Raw genomic sequence first — 19,844 nt, 5'->3', positions numbered from 1 at the left:
ACTTCGCTATAAATACTATAAACGTCCGGCTTGCTTAAGGGCATGTTGCAAAATAACGCTATCGTCAAAATCATAACGCACGTGGTTAATCTCTTGATAGGTTTCATGACCTTTGCCCGCGATAACGACAATATCAGCAGGCGCTGCTTGCTTGACTGCATACTCGATAGCAGTTTGGCGCGCAGGTTCAATATGAGTGCGCTCGTACTGTGCGCGGGTCATGCCTGCTTGCATATCTTGCAAGATTAAATTAGGGTCTTCGGTACGCGGATTGTCCGCCGTCAATACCACTTTATCAGCGCCCGCCAATCCAGCCTGCGCCATCAATGGACGCTTGCCGGCATCACGATCACCGCCGCAACCAAATACTGCCCACAGCTGACCTTTACAATGGGTTTTTAGACTGGCAAGTACTTGGCTTAATGCATCGGGCGTATGGGCATAATCGACGATAAAACAGCCATTAGCAGATGGCACACGCTGCATGCGCCCTACCGCGCCTTGTAGCTGCGGGATAACATTAGCAATACGCTCAAGGCTAATTCCTAAAGCTACAGCAGTGGCGATAGCAGCCAGTAAATTGGCAACGTTAAAACGCCCGAGTAATGGGCTAATGATATTAATGCTCTTGGTTTCTTTATTTTTAAAATCCGTACGCAGTGCAATCTCAACTCCTTGCAAGCTTGGCTTGATATCAGCGGCAACAAAGGTTGCAGATTTCGCTGGGTCTAAACTATAGCTCCAAACGGTCAAACCACTGGCATGCGCCGTATCAAGCATAATCTGGGCATGCTCGTCATCGATATTGATAATGGCGTGGGTTAACTCGGGGAAATTCGCTTTATCAAACAGCTTGGCTTTTGCCGCCGCATATTCTGCCATATCAGCATGATAATCGAGGTGGTCACGGCTCAAATTGGTATAAATCGCCACCGACACCGGCATACCTTGTAAACGCTGCTGATCGAGACCGTGCGAGCTCGCTTCTAAGGCCAATAATTGCGCCTTCTCGAGACCCATTTGATATAAGAACTGCTGTACCGCTAAGGCATCGCCGGTGGTATGGCTGGCTTGCACTAACGCGCCAAGCCTACCGTTACCTGCCGTGCCCATCACCGCGCTACTCATACCCGTCAATTGCGTCAATTGTGCCACCAATTGGCTGATGGTGGTTTTGCCATTGGTACCAGTCACCGCAACGACCGTCGGTAAGGTCACAGGCTGCTGATGCTGTAAGCGCGCTTGAATCAAGTCACCTAAAAAATCACGAATATTTGGTACGTATACTACTGGACAAGGCAGTGCTGCTAATTGCTGCTGCGCTTTAGAGCGATCACTATCGTTTGTGAAGGAAGTATTGGCGTGTGGCGGCACACTAGCGGTAGACAGCAAAGCGATTGGGTCAATTTCCGACAGGATAAACGCCGCCTGCTCAGCGGCTTGATATAAGTAGTCACGACTTTTTTGGCAATTTGGTGTCTGACTTTTTAATAACACAAAGACATCGTTTGCTACTAACTGACGGCTGTCTAGACGGAACTGCTCAAAGGGAATATGAGCAATCGAAGTTTTTGCTTTCGGTAGTTGACTGCTATATGTGCTTATCAGCGTTGTTAATGCTTGCGTTAAGCTATGGCTTTGCCTATCTCTATCGTTGCCACTGGTTTCAATCAGCTGTTGTAAGGTGACTGCGGTATTGCTTTTTGGCGAGGTAGACAGAGACATTGGCAAATCCTAAACGGTTAAAACGCATCAAATAGTTAACAGCTGAAACATGGAGCTTAGTCATGAAGCTTAGTCATGAAAATTGGTCATAAAACTCAAGCATGGAATTTACTTTTTTAGCTACGGCTCTTCAGTTTTCAATGGTTTATCTAAAGGCACATTATATAAACGTAGCGCCTCTTTCATAACATTATGAAAGACAGGGGCTACCGTTAAGCCAGCATAAATCTGACCACGCGGGTCTTCGATAAGCATCACCCCGACCAGCTTAGGATTGGACGCGGGCGCCATACCGGCAAAGACGTTTCGGTACTGGTCGCTATAGTAACCACCTTTGGGGTTAATACGGCGTGAGGTACCTGTTTTACCCGCCACACGATAGCCATCAATAGCCGCGGCTTTGGCGGTACCGCCCGGCTCGGTGACACTTTCTAGCATCTGTACGATAGACATGGCTTGTTCGTGCGCCATGATACGTTTGCTAGGCTGTTTTTTGTCATCTTTAATCAAGGTTAATGGGTGCATTACCCCACCAGCGGCAAGCGCCGAATACGCCTGTGCGACCTGAGCTAAGGTGACTTGTAGGCCATAACCATAACTGACCGTTGCTCGTCTTGACGTTTCTTTTTCTTTTGGCGTAACGACAAGACCACTGCCCTCGCCGGGGAATTGCAGCGGAGTTTTTGCCCCAAAGCCAAACTGTCTTTGCATATTGGTAATGGCATCAGGCGGCAAGGATAACGCAATCTTGGTTGAGGCGACGTTACTAGATTTTTGTAGTAATGTCGCAAGCGTAATGCGTCCCAGATTATTGTGGTCGCGAATGGTATAACCGCGCACACGAATAGAGCCAGGATTGGTATCAATCAAAGACGTGGTGGTATATTTACCTGAATCCAATGCTGCTGCCACGGTAAATGGCTTCATGACCGAACCCGGCTCAAAGACGTCGAGCAGCGCACGGTTACGCTGGTTTTCACCCGTCATCTCGTTCAGATTATTAGAGTTAAAGGATGGCCACGTCGATAGCGCTAGCACTTCGCCCGTTTGTACATCAACAATCATACCAGTCGACCAGCGCGCTTTTTGCAGGCGACCGGCTTTTTCAAGCTCTTTATAGAGCAGATACTGTAAGCGCGAATCAATCGTTAAGGCGACATCTTTACCCGGTACTTCTGGCTCGACTTGCTTGATTTCTTTTAAGCTATTTTGCTTGGCGTCTTTTAATACCAGCACCTTACCATCTTCACCCGCTAGCTCCGTTTCATACTGACGCTCAATACCAGCACGGCCTTCATAACCGCCTTCAGGATCATTGGCGTTTTGCCCCATGAACCCTAATAACTGTGAGTTTGGTTGCGGCTGCGGATAATAGCGCTGAAAGAAGTTTTTCTCATAGACACCCGGAAAATCAAGCGAGCTGACACTTTGGGCGATCTCAGGCGTGACTTTATTAAGAAGCGGCAGATAATGTGAACCTGCGCCCGATGGTAGCGCCGCTTTCACCGCTTCTTCATCGGTGACATCAATACTGTCATCGATAGCCGTGACTTTTTTCAGCTCAGTAACTGAGATATTGGCCGCTGCTGCAAGCGTGGTTAAATCCATATTATCTAAACGCTTTTGCATACGCGCGACAAGCTGAGGACTATCAGGGTTGGTCAAGATAATACGCTTCAGCTCATAATATTCGCGCGCATAATCGTGCGGGCTAAACGACACGGTCGCAAGCGGCGCACTGACAGCTAAAGGCAAATCATTACGATCGGTAATCATACCGCGATAGGATTTTTGCGTACGCACGCTGGTAATCAGCTCATTGCCTTTATCTTGATAAAACTGCGCATTGGCGACTTGTATATAATAAGCACGGCCAATTAATAAGCCTAAAATCACTAACGATATTGCCCAAATGGTACGAAAGCGGTTTTTATCCTGCTCGACACCGCCGCGCGACGACGCCCCAGAGGCTTTACCCAAAAAGGCTCTTTTGCTTTTTTGGGTTTTTACACTGGTATAAGCGCCCTGCACTTCGTTCTTTTTTAGGCGGCTAAATAGCTTAGCTTTGCGGTTATCGGCCGCTTTATTGTCAGCTTTGCCGCTTGTTTGTCCAGATTTGGCAACACTGGCACGGCGTAGCGGCTTAGTGACTTTGCCGCTGGCGGATTTTTTGCTGTTATTTTTGGCGGCTTTATCGTTTTTGGCGGTGGGCTTTTTATCAGTCATCGTCCTGCCTCCGCAGCGTTAGCATCCGCCTCAAAAAAATCTGTTTCATTGGCAGCAGCAGCATCTGTGCCATCGTCCTCGAGCACTGGCGCGACGGCAACTGCCGCTCCCGGCTGAATAATCAGCTTGTCTTTAAGGGTTGGCGAAAACATACCCAATTCAGCAACGGCGCGACTGGCAATTTGCGGGGTCGCACTAAAGGTTTGCTGCTCGATAAGCAAACGCTGGTGTTCTACCTGTAGCTTGCGCTCTTGTTTTTTCATATCTTGCAAGGTTTTATAATCCTGATGATATTGCTGCACGCCTTCTGCCGTCTTGATGCCGCTCCAGACAATAGCCGCCGCCAGTAACACTAATATGACCACGTAAATACTGACCACGTTAAATCGGCGCACGAATAATTCGCCAACATCAGTATTAGCAGGCATTGCGGCGCGGCGGTTTACAGGTTTGTCAGATATTGCCATGACGATCTCAAAAAAGTGAACTTCAAAATAAAAAAAGCGCTAAGATTTGCGAGTGAACACACCCTCATGAGCCATCAGCACCATCAATAAAAATAACTATCAAAAAACACATAACCAAGCAAAAAGTAACTGCTGAGCCTAGCAGAGAATGTTTACAGCTTTTTAACAGCCGCGTAATCATTAAAACATTCAGTCATATTTTACCCACATAACTGAATAGCAAGTTTTAAGACTTAGCTTAAGAATTATCATCTGCTTTATAATCCGTATCGCTCCGGGTCGCCATGCGTAGCCACGCACTACGCGCGCGCGGATTATTGCTTATTTCAGCCTGACTGGGGCCGACGCGTTTTGGCTTACTAAAATAACGCGGACGCTTGGGCGGCATCGGTAAGTTTTCATCTTCTGGATACTGACCTTTACTATGGCGCTGCAAAAATTGCTTGATACGGCGATCTTCTAACGAATGAAAGCTAATCACTGCCAGCTGACCGCCCGACTTTAAAATCGGAATACTTTGTTCCAAAAAGTCATCGACATCGCCAAGCTCATTATTGATAAAAATACGCATGGCCTGAAAACTTTGCGTCGCTGGGTGCTTACCACGCTGCCAATTTGGATGCGCTGCTTTTATCACTTCTGCCAGCGCAAGCGTGGACTCATAGCTGTCCATCTGCTTAATCGCACGGGCAATACGGCGGCTGTGACGCTCTTCGCCAAACTCATAAAGCACATCGGCCAAGGTTTCATCGTCGACTGTCTCGAGCCACTCGGCAACCGACTGCCCGCGACTGGTATCCATGCGCATATCGACCGCGCCATCGCGCATAAAACTAAAACCACGCCTACCGTCATCAATCTGCGGCGAGGAAATACCCAAGTCCGCCATCAGACCGTCCACTTTCGTGATACCCATCGCCGCTAGGCTATCGGTCAAGGTTGCAAAGCTATCATGCACCACTTTGACGCGGCTATCAGATTTTGCCAATTCTTGCGCAACGCTAATCGCTGTTGGGTCTTTATCAAACACAATTAAGGTTGCATCATCAGCAAGCTGACTTAATAGCAGGCGGCTATGCCCACCGCGCCCAAAAGTTGCATCCACATAAATGCCACTTTTTTGTAAGCTGTTTTGACGGCTGTCATCTGTTTGTTTGGGCAGCGTTTTGACACCCAATACCGCCGCCACCGTTTCTTGTAGTAGCACGGCGTCATGGACAAAACTTAATTCACTAGAACCCGCTTGCTGTATGACGGGCTCTTGAGCAGAATCATTTTCAACAGTAGACGAATTGACCTCTGACTCAGAACTATCAATGACTGAAGAAGGGGGTTCTTTAGAATTTAACGTGTTTTTTGACTTTGGATTCGATATGGACACAAACGACTCAGTAGATGATGACCTTTTTGGCCAGTAATAGTAAAAAATCAGATGAAAATAAACAAGTTATGACTCACCTAGCATTATTATCGCAAGGATATACGGCGAGTCAAGCGCTAGAGAGGCTTTTCGTTAAAAATATCTCAGCTCTCTGTTATACTAGCGCTATATTTTACGCTATTTTTCTACTGTGACGGCGACTGTTTCACCCGTATTTTGACTCAATTTCTCTATTCGCCTTGAACTTTAACTTTTCTCGCCATTTTATTCATTCACCAGCATATTCTGAGATTTTTATGACCCAAACATCATCCCAAGCCAACCTTGATAGCAAGCGCTCTATTCGTACGCGTATTGCGCCATCTCCAACTGGTTTTCCGCATGTCGGCACCGCTTATATCGCCCTATTTAATTTAGCCTTTGCCAAAGCCCATGGCGGCGAGTTTATTTTGCGTATTGAGGACACCGATCAAACACGCTCAACCGAGCAATCTGAACAAATGATTTTGGATGCGCTGCGTTGGGTCGGTCTTGACTGGGCGGAAGGACCAGATATCGGCGGTCCGCACGCACCTTATCGTCAGAGTGAACGTAGTGATATTTATAAAAAACATGCCGAGCAGCTGATAGAAAATGACCATGCGTTCCGCTGTTTTTGTACCCCTGAAGAGCTTGATACCATGCGCGCTGAGCAAATGGCCAATGGCGAAACGCCGCGCTATGACGGTCGCTGCGCACATTTAGCGCCAGAAAAAACCGCGCAATTGGTCGCTGAAGACAAGCCTTACGTTATTCGTATGCGTGTGCCAACCGAAGGCGTCTGCCAGATACATGACATGCTACGCGGTACGGTTGAGATTCCTTGGACGCAAGTCGATATGCAAGTGCTGCTAAAAACTGATGGCATGCCAACGTATCATCTCGCCAACGTCGTCGACGACCATTTGATGGAAATCAGTCATGTCATGCGCGGTGAAGAATGGCTCAACTCGGCACCGAAGCATCAGCTGCTTTATGAGTATTTTGGTTGGGAGATGCCCGTTCTTTGCCATATGCCGCTACTGCGTAACCCTGATAAATCAAAGCTATCAAAACGTAAAAACCCAACCTCTATCACTTACTATCGTGATGCTGGCGTGCTACCTGAAGCCCTGCTAAATTATCTCGGTCGTATGGGCTACTCAATGCCAGATGAAGCGGAGAAATTCACCTTAGAGGAAATGATTACCAGCTTTGATATTCAACGTGTATCGCTTGGCGGCCCTATTTTCGATATCGAAAAACTCAACTGGCTAAATGCGGAATGGCTACGTGCGCTTACCCCTGAACAGCTTAAAAACAAAATCCTTGAGTGGGCAAGTGATAGCGATAAACTGACCGCGATTGCCGCGGCGATTCAACCACGTATTGAACTGCTGTCTGATGCGGTTAACTGGGGCGGCTTTTATTTCCAAAATCTGCCTGCTATCACCGCTGAGAGCTTTACCCATAAATCGCTGACGCCTGAGCAAATTACCGAGATGCTACAACTGGCGCTTTGGCAGCTAGAAACCTTGCCGACGTGGACGGAAGAAAACATCTATGCCACCCTAAAAGGTCTTGCCGCGCATCTTGATATCAAGATGCGTGACTTTATGGCGCCGTTCTTTATCGCTATCGCTGGTAGCACCTCATCGACGCCCGTCATGAACTCGATGGCGATTATCGGCGCTGATATGACCCTGACCCGTTTACGCCATGCGGTTGATGTACTGGGCGGTCTAGGTAAAAAGAAACTGAAAAAACTTGAGAAACAAGCGGCAGAGTTGCCAGATTTTTTGGCTGCTGAATAGCTCAAACAGTACAGTATTAATATAAGAAAAAGTGGATTTTGCGATGTCAAAATCCACTTTTTTTATTTTTTAAGTGCTGAGCCTTTTAATAAAACTAGAATCTTGTAAACTATGCAATTAGTGAGTTAGCCAATTTAATAAATTTGGAGATGATCGATTTGAGTATTATAAAATTCTTAGCACCTATCTTTATAAGCGGTATTTTGATCATGCCTAGTCATTCGACAGGCTTCCAAACACCTTTTTCATGGTCACAGCGTGACAACGGAAGTGCAGCAGTTATATATACAAGTGACTATAGCGATGATGCTAAATATTTTGAATCAGAAATAAGCCACTCAAAGTCAGGTAGTCAGAGACTTTACTTTGATGACTATTATATTTCAAACCTTAACACCTGTAACTATCAAACCACTGTACCTGATAACACAACTATAGTATTTAACGGTCAAGCGGTTAAGATGTTACGTTGGTGCAAAAAATTTGGAGATGCAGATAAATATTATTATAGCTTAACGCCTGAAACAGATCGTGGTCACAGCTATGTCGTTAATTTATTCAAAGTAGCCTCGTCAAGTATCAAAATCCAATATAATAATGATACCTTATACTTTCCAGTAACAGGCTTTACTAAGGCTTGGAATAGTGCTGGTGGCAATGCTATTTAGTAAGTTAGTACAGATGATATAATAGTAAAAACTGCAGTCTTTAATTTAAAGCTGGTAAAACAGAGGGGTCAGGCTATTACTGGCCCTTTTTTTATATTCATCTCCGTACTAAAGTGCCCATAATTAGCCATTTAAATACTTTTACTAACTTTTTTTGCATTATTTTGCATTATTTTTAAAATAGCGGTTGACAAGACTGCTGGTCTTACCTAAAATACGCACACTCTTAGCGAGGGGCTATAGCTCAGTTGGTAGAGCACTTGCATGGCATGCAAGGGGTCAACGGTTCGACTCCGTTTAGCTCCACCATACTATTTATCGCAACGTTCAGTTTACTGACACTTTGATAAATACTCGCTAGTAGGACGATATCAGCACCTAGGCAAGGCTTGCTCTATTAATAGATAAGCACTCTGATATTGTGAAGTACCGTTGTAATGCTATTGTAAAATAGTGGTTATGACACTCTATGCGTCCCCATCGTCTAGAGGCCTAGGACACCGCCCTTTCACGGCGGTAACGGGGGTTCGAATCCCCCTGGGGACGCCACTATTCGGCGTCAATGATTAGCACTTTTGCTTAGCGCCTTTAAGCATCAGATTAGACTAATAAGCGCACAATAAAAAATCCCAGTCATCATACGGTGACTGGGATTTTTTATGTCTGTGATTTATTATAGACGTTTAATGCTATCACAAGGAAATATTGGCTATGTTTGGTATCGAGAATTACCTAGGGTTTGTCTTGGCGGCTATCTTGTTAAACCTGACCCCTGGCAGCGATAGCATGTATATCATCACCCGCAGTATTTCACAGGGACAAACGGCGGGGTTTTATTCCGTGCTTGGTATTATCTCAGGGATTTTAATACATACATTATTGGCGGCGCTGGGCTTATCCGTTTTACTGGCCAACTCTCCTACCGCATTTATGATTGTTAAATATATAGGTGCTAGCTATTTGTGCTATCTAGGCGTCAAAATGCTTATGAGTAAACAGCAGCCCTTACTTGCCAGTAATTTGCTTGATGACGAAAAAAAGGCGACTGCTCGACAGTTAGACAGATGGCAAATATATAAGCAAGGTATGCTCACCAATACCTTTAATCCAAAAGTCGCGCTATTCTTTTTGGCTTTCTTTCCGCAATTTATCAATCCTAACTATGCGAATAGCACCTTGTCCTTTTTACTTTTGGGACTAACCTTTGCCGTCACTGGTTTTATATGGTGTTTATGTTTGGCATTACTGGCGTCAAAATTCAGTGAAAAGCTGCGAGAGAATCCAGCTATCGAATCTATTTTAAATAAAATTAGTGGAGTGGTGTTTATTGGCTTAGGTATTAAGCTATTGACTGAGAAGGGTTAAAGGTAAAAATAACGAATTAAAAAGTATTGCGCATAAAAAAGCCCAATCATCACGACCGGGCTTTTCTTATTCTCACTTTAATTAAATATTACGCTGCGTTTTTACTTTCAGCTGCCAATTGACGTAGTACATAGTGCAATACGCCGCCATGACGCACGTATTCGCGCTCTTTTGGCGTCTGTAGCATGACGTTTACCTCAAAGGTTTCAGTTGAACCATCAGCACGGGTCGCCGTCACTGTTGCGGTTTTACTCTCACCATTATCAAGGCCTGTGATACTTAGCACTTCAGAACCGTCTAGGTGATAAGTATCGGCGTTTTCATCATCTTTAAAGGTTAATGGCAACACGCCCATACCAACTAAGTTTGAGCGGTGAATACGCTCAAACGAGCTGGTCAATACCGCTTTTACGCCGAGCAAAATCGTACCCTTCGCTGCCCAGTCACGGCTTGATCCAGACCCATATTCTGCACCGCCAAGTACCACAAGTGGGCGCTGATCTTCTTTATACTTCATTGCCGCATCATAGATGGCCATTTCTTCGCCGTCTTGGAGTGTGGCGTTGTCACCTTTAAAGTAGTAAGTATAGCCACCCTCTTTACCGCCCATCATCTGGTTTTTGATACGGATATTGGCAAAAGTACCGCGGGTCATGACCGCATCGTTACCACGACGTGAGCCATAACTATTAAAGTCGGCTGGCATCACACCACGCTCTTGTAAGTACTTACCCGCAGGAGAATTTGCATCGATATTACCGGCTGGCGAGATATGGTCAGTGGTGATTGAATCGCCAAATAAACCCAAGATACGCGCGCCTTCGATATCAGGGATACCTTCTGGCTCCATGGTCATGCCATCAAAGAACGGTGGGTTTTTGATATAAGTAGACTTTTCGCTCCATGGATACAGCTGACTATCGGCTGAGCTGATGGCGTTCCATGCGGCACTACCGTCAAACACTTCGCCGTAGTTTTTACGGAACATATCGGCGTCGATATTATTGGCAATTAGTTCATTAATTTCATCGGACGTTGGCCAAATGTCTTTTAAGAACACATCGTTGCCGTCTTGGTCTTGGCCTAGCGGATGCGTGGTCAAGTCAATATCAACCGTCCCTGCCAACGCATAAGCAACCACCAGCGGTGGCGACGCCAAGTAACTGGCCTTGACGTGCGAGTGAATACGCCCTTCAAAGTTACGGTTACCCGATAACACCGCAGCGGCAACCAAGTCGTTTTCTTTGATACCTCGTTCAATCGACTCTAAGAGCGGACCTGAGTTACCGATACAGGTGGTACAACCATAACCAACCAAATAGAAGCCTGTTTTCTCTAGCTCATCCATCAGTTTGGTTTTTTCAAGATAATCGGTAACGACTTTTGAGCCTGGTGCCAATGAGGTTTTTACCCAAGGCTTAGCTTTTAAACCTTTGGCAGCGGCTTTTTTCGCCACCAAACCAGCGCCAATCATCACCGCAGGGTTTGAGGTGTTGGTACAAGAGGTAATCGCGGCGATAACCACTGAACCATCACGCAGTTTGTGGCTCTTATCATCGATATTAACGTCAGAGAAGACATTAGGCTTGGCATACAGTCTATCGGCTTGCTCTTGCTGCGCACCTTCTTGATCAAAGCGCACTTTACCATCGACTTCTGACTTACGGTCTTTGGTCATTTTCTCTAGCGTTTCGCCAAATTTTTCATGCATATCAGATAAATTGATACGCTGCTGTGGCAAGTTCGGACCGGCAAGGGCTGGTTTCACCGATGATAAGTCCAGCTCAAGCTTACTTGAATACGTCGCCGCTGGCGTATCGGCATCATGCCATAAACCTTGTGCTTTGGCATATTTTTCAACCAGCTCAATCTGGCTTTCTTCACGACCTGACAGACGCAGATAATCAATCGCCATTTGGTCAATCGGGAAAATACCGCAAGTCGCACCGTATTCTGGTGACATATTAGCAATGGTTGCACGGTCAGCGAGTGGCATACTGTGTAAACCTTCGCCGTAAAATTCGACAAATTTACCAACCACACCATGAGCGCGTAACATCTCAACCACACGTAGTACCAAATCCGTTGCGGTCACGCCTTCGGTCAATTTGCCTTTGAGCTCAAAACCGACCACTTGTGGAATGAGCATTGAGGACGGCTGTCCAAGCATCGCCGCTTCCGCTTCGATACCGCCAACACCCCAACCGAGTACGCCGATACCATTAATCATCGTCGTGTGACTGTCTGTACCAAATACCGTATCTGGATACGCGGTCAGCTCTCCGTCTACTTCAGCAGCCATTACTACACGCGCTAAATATTCTAAGTTAACCTGATGCACGATACCGGTTGCTGGTGGCACAACGACAAAGTTTTTAAAGGCGTTTTTGCCCCAATGCAAAAACTCATAACGCTCGTTATTACGCTTAAACTCAATTTTCTCGTTTAAGTCTAGCGCATCTTCGCGGCCATAAGCGTCGACCTGTACTGAGTGGTCAACCACCAACTCACTTGGAATAAAGGGGTTAATTTGCTCGGCACGACCGCCAAGCTCGACGACCGCATCACGCATCGCTGCCAAATCCACCACTGATGGTACACCAGTGAAATCCTGTAGGACCACACGCGCTGGCATAAAGGCGATTTCTTTTGACGCTTCTGCGCCAGCATCCCAATTGGCAACGGCTTCGATATGGTTTTTGCCGACAGATTGACCGTCGTCTTCATTACGCAGTAGGTTTTCTAAGACGATTTTCATGCAAAATGGCAATTTGCTAATGTTCTCGTAAGTGTCAGTCAGCTTTGGCAAGCTATAATAAGCATGCTCCTTGCCAGCGACTGCAATCGTGTCTTTTACATTAAAAATATCACTCATGGTAGCTTCCTTATCGTTGTTATAGATCCTAAGCATAAATCCTTATGCCATTAATACGATTGTGAATGCATGGCAATTTATGCTGATAACTGGTGGCTTATTTCTTCTTAATTTAAATGAATGTGCTTAAATCGAATGGCGACAACTATTTTTTAATAAACGCTCGTTTTTAACAAGTGCTAAGTACAATAGTTAGCGGTGCTTTTATTTGAATAAATGTTTATTGATAACGGTGAGGTGAACAAAATCGCCGTTAACAAAAGATATATGCATCTGTTTAGCGTTTAACTGTAACGTCCTTTTACCATAACAAATAAGCAGCACTTTGTTAACGACTAGATGGTGTTGAATCGTGGCACAATCGTAACCACGACAATGCTTTAGCAGTTAAAATTCAACGTTTACCGGACAAGGTGTGCCCGTATCTTTTAACCTTGACTACGACGACCGCTCCGAAAGACGTGACTATCATCATAAAAGCTCGAATTAGCATTTTCTGCCCAATAGTATGGCACGCCCAAAATGGGCAATGGCGACAGTTTGCGCGGGGACACATCTGGCTCTGATAATAACGCATCCATATAATCGGCCACTTTTTGATCCAAATGATTGATACGCTCAGATAGCGATAGGGCAAAAAATTCTTGCGTGACATTTATCACGATACTATGGGCGCATAATGCTTTGCGTGGGTACAGTAGCTTTTCTAACAGTGCATGACCAAAAATATAAACTGCTGCTTGAGCTTGTTTATTAAGTTGCTTTGGCTCGTCCCATTTGTCACGCGGTGCAACCAAACTTTCCTGCCAATCGAAATCAACCAACGCCTTACCGATACTAGACTCAGCGGTGACCAATATCGCGCCATTTTCATCAAAGACGGTAATGGTATCGCGGACACGGCCGCGACTGGCGCCAATACCTTGCTCCTTAATCTCAAGCATATGATAATAATTCAGCAGGGCTTTAGTCTTGGGAAAGGTGAGCCAAATACTACCGTTAAATAAATCATGCAAATTATCACGGGTCGGGATATTACCGGTGGTGCCGATAAAGCGCTCGTACGCTTCGTCTTCTGGCAGCGCCTTTTGTGAAACGAATTGTAAGGTTTGGGCTTGATTGTTTAGCGCAGGTTTGGTTTGCGGTAATGGCTGTTGTAAATCATCAGCATGCTTCTGTAATGCGCTATTTAAAACCTTAGCGATGATATCAGGTGTGTTTTTTATTTTATCTGTCTGAACAGAGTCATCTCTGGAAGCACTCATCTGAGTAATAACTTCACTAATATAGCCCAATTGCTTTAAGTGACACAGCCATGGCACTTGCCAATCAATAGCAGCAAAGCTGTCATCACGCGTGCTGGCGCATGCAGATGGTTTATTAATAAATGCATTAGAAGTAGTATTTCGATAAGGCTTGGCAGGTAAATCGGTGGCGGTCATGTTCATTATCTCTATTAGACGACTGGCGTAGCTATGGTATCATGGAGCGCTTTTTTACGGCTAGACAAGCCGCTTGAAATACAAATTTCGTGCGCTATTTATTGATGAGTTTTTATGGCAAATTTTAACACCCACTTAAATGTTGCATTCATGGTCAGTGGTACGATGAGTCTAACGGTTTATAAAGCCGGATTGATTGATGATTCAGGGTTCTTGATGTGCGTGGCACTCGGTACCATCGGTGGGTTGCTGCCTGACTTGGATTCTGATAATTCGACGCCGATTAAGCTTGGTTTTAATATTACCTCGTTTATTTTTGCCTTTGGTCTGGTGATGCATTGGCGTAGTGAGCTGAGTTTACTGGCGCTGATAGCGTTATGGTTGGCCGGCTACGGCTTTATGCGTTATGTGGTGTTTTCGATTTTTACTAATATGACCGTGCACCGCGGTGTCATTCATTCGGTGCCCTATATGGCGATAATGGGGCTTGGAATGACCTATGTCAGCTACGATATTTTAAACTTACCTTTGACGGTTAGCTGGTTTTACGGCTTGTTTTTATTTGGCGGCGCGATGGTACATTTGGCATTGGATGAGCTATATAGTGTGAATTTGTCCAATATGAAAATGAAGCGCTCATCGGGTACAGCGATGAAGTTTTATCAGCATAAAGATAAATGGTGGTATCTGCTCCTGTACGTCATCCTTGCGCTCTTGGTATATTTTGCGCCGCCATTTGCTGAGTTTTGGCAGCAGCTGCGTGACCCCGAACCTTGGGCAAAGCTTAAACTGGGACTATGGCCAGAATTGATAAAAAACTGGCTCAATTAAAATTTATAGTACCGTTAAAAAATGAATAATAACGCGAGTAAATAATGTCACTTTCCCTACCAATTTGCCCTTGCCAAATTAACCCAGCCTCAAATGCAAATGCTATTGGCGTACCGCTACTTTATCAAGATTGCTGCCAGCCTTGTCATGACGGGCTTTTAAATAACGAAGCTGATAAAATTGACGGTGCAAAGCCAGACTCTGCTGAGCGTCTAATGCGGTCGCGTTATAGCGCTTTTGTCTTAGTTAAACCAGAATATATCGTTAAAACCACTTTGCCTGCGCAGCAAAATTTACTAGATATTCAGGCTATTGAGAATTGGGCAAAAGAGACGGACTGGGCAGGATTAGAAATCATTACGCATACGCCAAAGCTAGGTAAACGCCATGCGCAGGTTGAGTTTAAAGCTTACTTTAATATCTCTGATAATAAAGATGACGGCATACAGGCGCATCATGAATTATCTGCCTTTGTAAAAGTCACAGACAAAACCAATAATGAGGCGCGTTGGTACTTTCTCGACCCGACCGTTTCTATGTCTGTCAACCAAAAACAGCGCTGTATTTGTGGCTCGGGTGAGAAGTTTAAGCGCTGTTGTGGCGCTTATATCTAACTGATATTTAATCAACGTTAAATACTTGCCAATTCTAAACACTCGCCCCAACCGCCCGTGCTACCGCAATGCCTTCGTCAATGGTTAAAAACTTACGCTGGCTTGGACTGTCTTTATAAATGACATCGCCATCTTGGAATATCAGGCATTCATTGACGGCTAACTGTTGCCACTTTTCATTTTCAGTCAATGGCACGGTGACCAATATCGTGACTTTATCAGTATCTGTAGTCACATCACCAAAGTTAATGGCCAAATCATCATCTGCTAATTTTGCTTCGCCAAACGGCGCTTGTCGCGTGAGATAAAACAATAAACTGCCCGCATACGCCAATTGCCATTGACCATTTGATATCAGGCAATTAAACAAACCGTTAGCAGAAAGGTAGCGACATTGGGTGGTCAAAAAGTTAAACAACGTTTGGTCATCGGGGCGGGTTTTAAAGCTGCTTTTTAGGCGATTGACCAAATAGCAAAACGCCATTTCAGAATCGGTGTTACCGACTGGCTGGCAATGTGAGGCATTGCCATTATCTTGCAGGCGCTGACAGCGTTTAATAAACTCGCTATTCATCTGCCCATTATGGGCAAATACCCACTGCTCGCCCCACACTTCACGGACAAATGGATGGGTATTCGCCAAGCAATTCTGCCCTTGGGTCGCCTTACGGATATGGGCAATGACGTTCATCGCTTTAATTGGATAATTATTAACCAAATCAGCAACGGGCGACAAATGACTTGGTCGATTGTCATGAAACAGACGCAGACCAGTCGAGGCATTGTCTGTTTTATCATTATTGGCGCATTCACTGCGCTCGAAAAACGCAATGCCAAAGCCATCTTCATGACTGTCAGTCATGCCGCCGCGACGCCGAAAGCCTGCAAAGCTAAAGCCAATATCGGTTGGGGTATTACAGTTCATTCCTAAGAGTTGACACATTTATACTTCACCGCCGTTGTTGTCGTCTTGTGCAGGATTTAAAGTAGGGTTTAGAGTAGCTTCTGACACTTCATCAAACATCTCATAAGGCGTGGCCCCATCGGTGTCAATATTCGCCAAAATACGCTGTGCATGCGCCAAATCCGTATCTTGTATCCACAGCACAATCCCAGAATTCATACCGGGCATGGCACTTAGCGGTTGCAGAGACACCGTAATGCCATTATTTCGTAGCAGATTGGCATGCAGCTCGCCTTGCATATTGGTATTGTAGCGCGCCAGTTTGTGCCAGTTATCAACTTGATCGGTCATGGGATCCGCCTTTATGGTTTTGATACAGGAATGGTCGAACAATAACAATCTATGCCAATTGGTCGAGCGTATATTCTTTGATTGCAAAATCACTGCTATTACTTAATTTATCACGTGCTTGCTCAGCTTGGGTGATATTGCTAAAAATACCGATTATCTGAGTGTTTTTTTGCGCCGCTGATTGATTATCTAACAATACAAAGACCGTATTTTGCGCTTTTTCAACATGTGACCAATGATAAGCAGCAAGGCGTTTCATCAGGTCAGGGTTTTTGACCATGATATTATCGCCAGTACGCCCTTCGGTACGGTTATAGTGGATAACGTTCAAACGCAATAGCCAAAAAATCACCGCCGCTTTGGCGAGCATCACTGGTAAGGCACGTTTTTCATCTTCGCCAAGCTGACGTTTTGACTCATAGCCTTGCAAAAATGCCGCCATTTTACTGCGGTCAAAATTGACGGTTTCGCCCTGCTCGGCATCGCCCCAGGTGGTACAAAAATCATTAATGGTAATGGCAATATCCATCACATAATGCTCAACGCTGACTTCGGTAAAGTCTAGCAATCCCGTTAAACGCTCTGCGCCTTTTTGGCTATTATTTAACGATAAGTCCCATAAGGTATTATCAGCGAACATGTCTAAATGACATAAGCCTTTTGGCAAAGTCGCAAGCGGTAATTCGCTATATGACTGCCAAATATCGCTCATCAGCTTGGCTTCGTCACCCGGCATAAACTGCATTTCACGGTCGCGTACTTCCGCCCATGGATATAAAGGTACGCCATATTCTTCCGCAGGCTGTAATGCTTGTAGGGTCTCATGCAGCATCGCCAAAGCGGCACCAATCTCATGACACATCGCTTGCGTGGTTTGTTGTGGATGCGCGCCTGCCAAACAAGGCACTAGCGTAATCGCTTTATTATCGTAGCGTATGACATAGCATTTTTCTGCGCTATCAGCGCCTAAATCAAGCAATGCTAACGGCGCCGCTACTGGCAATTTACCATCCAATTGATTGAGGATAACCGCCATCTTTTCGATGTCTTCTGGTGGACGCTCTTCAAATAAAGTAAACACATAAGAGTGCGCGCCATCTACATCATCAGTCGTCTGAATAAACCAGTTAGAGTTTTTGATACCTTGGGTAATCGGAATGGCACGCGCAAATGACACGCCAAAACGCTGGCAAAAAGCGGCAAACTGGTCATCGGTTAACTGGGTATAGACGGACATGACATCTCACTTATGGCAATTAAAAGAAGGTAAATAGGATAAATATCGACGGTAATGACAGTGATTGTACCGCGCATGAGCAAACTTTGGTTAAAAGCATAATAATCTTGCGAAAAGCTGCCTGATATGGCGGCGATTTTGCTAGACTAGCGCTTAGGGATAAATTGATTATAAGGTGAAAGACCCTATGTTAGCAAAGCGTATCATTCCTTGTTTGGATGTGGATAATGGCCGTGTGGTCAAAGGCGTACAATTTGTCGATATCAAAGACGCAGGTGACCCGGTTGAAGTCGCCAAACGCTATAACGAGCAAGGCGCCGATGAGATTACTTTTTTAGACATTACCGCGACCAATGATGAGCGCGATACCACTTATCATACCGTTGAGCGTATGGCTGAAACCGTGTTTGTGCCACTAACGGTCGGCGGCGGTGTGCGTAAAATCGCTGATATTCGTAATTTGCTCAATGCAGGCGCGGATAAAGTAGCGATTAATTCAGCAGCGGTATTTACCCCTGAGTTCGTTGGGGAGGCGGCACAGAAATTTGGTAATCAATGTATCGTCGTGGCTATCGATGCCAAACGCGTTGCAGATATAATGGTTGATGGCATCATCATGCCGCGTTGGGAAATCTTTACTCACGGCGGGCGTAAACCAACGGGTATTGATGCCGTGGCTTGGGCAAGTAAAATGGCGGAGCTTGGCGCTGGCGAATTGCTGGTCACCTCAATGGATGGTGACGGTACCAAAAAAGGCTATGATTTGGCTCTAATGCAGCAAATAACCAGCCGCGTGAATGTGCCCGTCATTGCTTCGGGCGGCGTTGGTAACTTACAACATTTAGCAGAAGGCGTATTAGAAGGCGGAGTCGATGCCGTACTTGCGGCCAGCATTTTTCACTTTGGCGAATATACCGTGCAAGAGGCCAAAGCATATATGGCCGCGCAAGGCATACAGATGCGTCTTTAAGATTGCTAAAATATCAATGCCTATGCAAAAAATGGTATCATAGCGCTACTTATTTATTTTTTTCAGTTAACTATTGAAAACAATCGAGATTTTACATAAAAATTTTGTTTTAAACGCTACTTACCCAAAGGATTTTCTTATGTCAAATTTACAACAGCAGCGCAATGATATTACCCATATCGATGGCAATTTACATCAAAATGAAGATGCCCGCATTGGTATCGTCGTCGGTCGTTTTAACGGTTTTGTCGTTGAGTCATTGGTAGATGGCGCAATCGATGCCCTACTTCGCCATGGCGTATTGGGTAGCAACATTACCGTGATTCGCGTGCCGGGTGCTTTTGAGTTGCCACTCGTTGCTCAGCGCGCCGCTGAGTCTGATCGCTTTGATGCCATCATTGCGTTAGGTGCGATTATCCGTGGTAGCACGCCGCATTTTGACTTTGTGGCGAGCGAATCTGCCAAAGGTTTAAGCAGCGTTGCAATTGATTATAATATCCCTGTTGCCAACGGTGTATTGACCACTGACAGCATCGAGCAAGCGATTGAGCGCTCTGGTACCAAAGCCGGTAATAAAGGCTCAGAAGCAGCGATGGTTGTGCTTGAGATGCTAGCGGTTCTATCACAGCTAGATATTGCTGATGACTATGATAATAATGAAGACGGACAATAATGATGACGCATAATTAAGTCCTCATTTTATAAAACTTTATTCGTTATTTAATTGGCGCGGGCGTTTATGTCATCTTTGATATAAACCCTAGCGCCAATGCTATAGTAAAAAGCACTATAAACAGTTCTATAAAGCACCGTTTTAATATCCGACTGTCACAGCCTGCCAGTCGTCTACTATTTAACAACTTTTATACTATTTCTTACAACTTGCTGTCTTTGCCAAGCTTGTTATTTGCGCCAAGATAGATGTTTAAAATGATAGTTATTTAAAATTTAGGTAT

16 protein-coding genes and 2 tRNA genes are annotated in these 19,844 nt (G+C 45.2%); 9 read left to right on the top strand and 9 right to left on the bottom strand.

The annotated features are described in order from the left end of the window. Positions 1-15: 15 nt before the first annotated feature. The 4 genes from JMX70_RS10510 to rsmH form a co-directional block, all read right to left on the bottom strand. On the bottom strand, positions 16-1,725 hold the full coding sequence (locus tag JMX70_RS10510; RefSeq protein ID WP_201591934.1) for a UDP-N-acetylmuramoyl-L-alanyl-D-glutamate--2,6-diaminopimelate ligase: 1,710 nt from the start codon (positions 1,723-1,725) through the stop codon (positions 16-18). Between the two features lie 120 nt (positions 1,726-1,845). After that, positions 1,846-3,951, bottom strand: a complete 2,106-nt coding sequence (locus tag JMX70_RS10505) for a peptidoglycan D,D-transpeptidase FtsI family protein (RefSeq protein WP_201591931.1) — start codon at positions 3,949-3,951, stop codon at positions 1,846-1,848. Further along, the gene (ftsL, locus tag JMX70_RS10500) at positions 3,948-4,418 is read right to left on the bottom strand and encodes a cell division protein FtsL (protein ID WP_201591928.1); all 471 of its coding nucleotides are present in this window, start codon (positions 4,416-4,418) and stop codon (positions 3,948-3,950) included. Before ftsL ends, JMX70_RS10505 begins: the two co-directional genes overlap by 4 nt. Before the next feature lie 238 nt (positions 4,419-4,656). Beyond that, the gene (gene rsmH / locus JMX70_RS10495) at positions 4,657-5,670 is read right to left on the bottom strand and encodes a 16S rRNA (cytosine(1402)-N(4))-methyltransferase RsmH (RefSeq protein ID WP_227671253.1); all 1,014 of its coding nucleotides are present in this window, start codon (positions 5,668-5,670) and stop codon (positions 4,657-4,659) included. Positions 5,671-6,095: 425 nt separating this feature from the next. Here rsmH and gltX point away from each other — a divergent pair, with 425 nt between their 5' ends. The 5 genes from gltX (at position 6,096) to JMX70_RS10470 (ending at position 9,664) form a co-directional block, all read left to right on the top strand. Then, a complete protein-coding gene (gene gltX / locus JMX70_RS10490; protein WP_201591923.1) occupies positions 6,096-7,631 on the top strand; it encodes a glutamate--tRNA ligase in 1,536 nt (511 codons plus the stop codon). A 158-nt stretch (positions 7,632-7,789) separates the two neighbouring features. Next, on the top strand, positions 7,790-8,299 hold the full coding sequence (locus JMX70_RS10485) for a hypothetical protein (protein ID WP_201591921.1): 510 nt from the start codon (positions 7,790-7,792) through the stop codon (positions 8,297-8,299). Between the two features lie 233 nt (positions 8,300-8,532). Then, positions 8,533-8,608 (top strand) — tRNA-Ala (locus JMX70_RS10480). Positions 8,609-8,772: 164 nt separating this feature from the next. Further along, positions 8,773-8,848: transfer RNA gene (locus JMX70_RS10475), tRNA-Glu, on the top strand. Between the two features lie 162 nt (positions 8,849-9,010). Next, positions 9,011-9,664 (top strand): LysE family translocator, encoded by a 654-nt coding sequence (locus JMX70_RS10470; protein ID WP_201591919.1) that lies wholly within the window; start codon positions 9,011-9,013, stop codon positions 9,662-9,664. An 88-nt stretch (positions 9,665-9,752) separates the two neighbouring features. Here the strand turns inward: JMX70_RS10470 and acnA are convergent, their stop codons facing one another. Together acnA and JMX70_RS10460 are read right to left on the bottom strand one after the other, a co-directional pair. After that, positions 9,753-12,539, bottom strand: a complete 2,787-nt coding sequence (gene acnA / locus JMX70_RS10465) for an aconitate hydratase AcnA (protein WP_201591917.1) — start codon at positions 12,537-12,539, stop codon at positions 9,753-9,755. Positions 12,540-12,967: 428 nt separating this feature from the next. After that, entirely contained in the window at positions 12,968-13,981 is a 1,014-nt protein-coding gene (locus JMX70_RS10460; RefSeq protein WP_201591915.1) for a DUF3025 domain-containing protein, read from the bottom strand. A gap of 114 nt (positions 13,982-14,095) precedes the next feature. On the opposite strand from JMX70_RS10460, the gene JMX70_RS10455 reads away from it, so the two are divergent. Continuing rightward, positions 14,096-14,812 carry a metal-dependent hydrolase gene (locus JMX70_RS10455; RefSeq protein ID WP_201591913.1) on the top strand — a complete coding sequence of 239 codons (717 nt, stop codon included), beginning with the start codon at positions 14,096-14,098 and terminating at the stop codon, positions 14,810-14,812. A 44-nt stretch (positions 14,813-14,856) separates the two neighbouring features. Continuing rightward, positions 14,857-15,426 carry a YchJ family protein gene (locus tag JMX70_RS10450; protein ID WP_201591910.1) on the top strand — a complete coding sequence of 190 codons (570 nt, stop codon included), beginning with the start codon at positions 14,857-14,859 and terminating at the stop codon, positions 15,424-15,426. A gap of 34 nt (positions 15,427-15,460) precedes the next feature. On the opposite strand, the gene JMX70_RS10445 is transcribed toward JMX70_RS10450, so the two are convergent. Genes JMX70_RS10445 through JMX70_RS10435 form a run of 3 tightly spaced genes read right to left on the bottom strand, consistent with a single transcriptional unit; the run spans position 15,461 to position 17,918 of the window. Then, positions 15,461-16,369 (bottom strand): class II glutamine amidotransferase, encoded by a 909-nt coding sequence (locus JMX70_RS10445; RefSeq protein WP_201591907.1) that lies wholly within the window; start codon positions 16,367-16,369, stop codon positions 15,461-15,463. Then, complete coding sequence (locus tag JMX70_RS10440; protein ID WP_227671246.1) at positions 16,370-16,681, bottom strand: hypothetical protein; 312 nt, start codon at positions 16,679-16,681, stop codon at positions 16,370-16,372. Between the two features lie 49 nt (positions 16,682-16,730). After that, the gene (locus JMX70_RS10435) at positions 16,731-17,918 is read right to left on the bottom strand and encodes a homoserine kinase (protein ID WP_201591904.1); all 1,188 of its coding nucleotides are present in this window, start codon (positions 17,916-17,918) and stop codon (positions 16,731-16,733) included. Between the two features lie 187 nt (positions 17,919-18,105). On the opposite strand from JMX70_RS10435, the gene hisF reads away from it, so the two are divergent. Further along, positions 18,106-18,888 (top strand): imidazole glycerol phosphate synthase subunit HisF, encoded by a 783-nt coding sequence (gene hisF / locus JMX70_RS10430; protein WP_201591901.1) that lies wholly within the window; start codon positions 18,106-18,108, stop codon positions 18,886-18,888. 139 nt (positions 18,889-19,027) lie between these two features. Beyond that, positions 19,028-19,561: a 6,7-dimethyl-8-ribityllumazine synthase gene (ribH, locus tag JMX70_RS10425; RefSeq protein WP_201591898.1), complete on the top strand. Its 534-nt coding sequence runs from the start codon at positions 19,028-19,030 to the stop codon at positions 19,559-19,561. Positions 19,562-19,844 lie beyond the last annotated feature (283 nt).

This window comes from Psychrobacter pulmonis, assembly GCF_904846465.1.
GTDB classification, from domain to species: Bacteria; Pseudomonadota; Gammaproteobacteria; order Pseudomonadales; family Moraxellaceae; genus Psychrobacter; species Psychrobacter faecalis.
The sequence above is the reverse complement of the archived record's forward strand: the minus strand, read 5'-3'. Positions and strand labels throughout refer to the sequence as shown.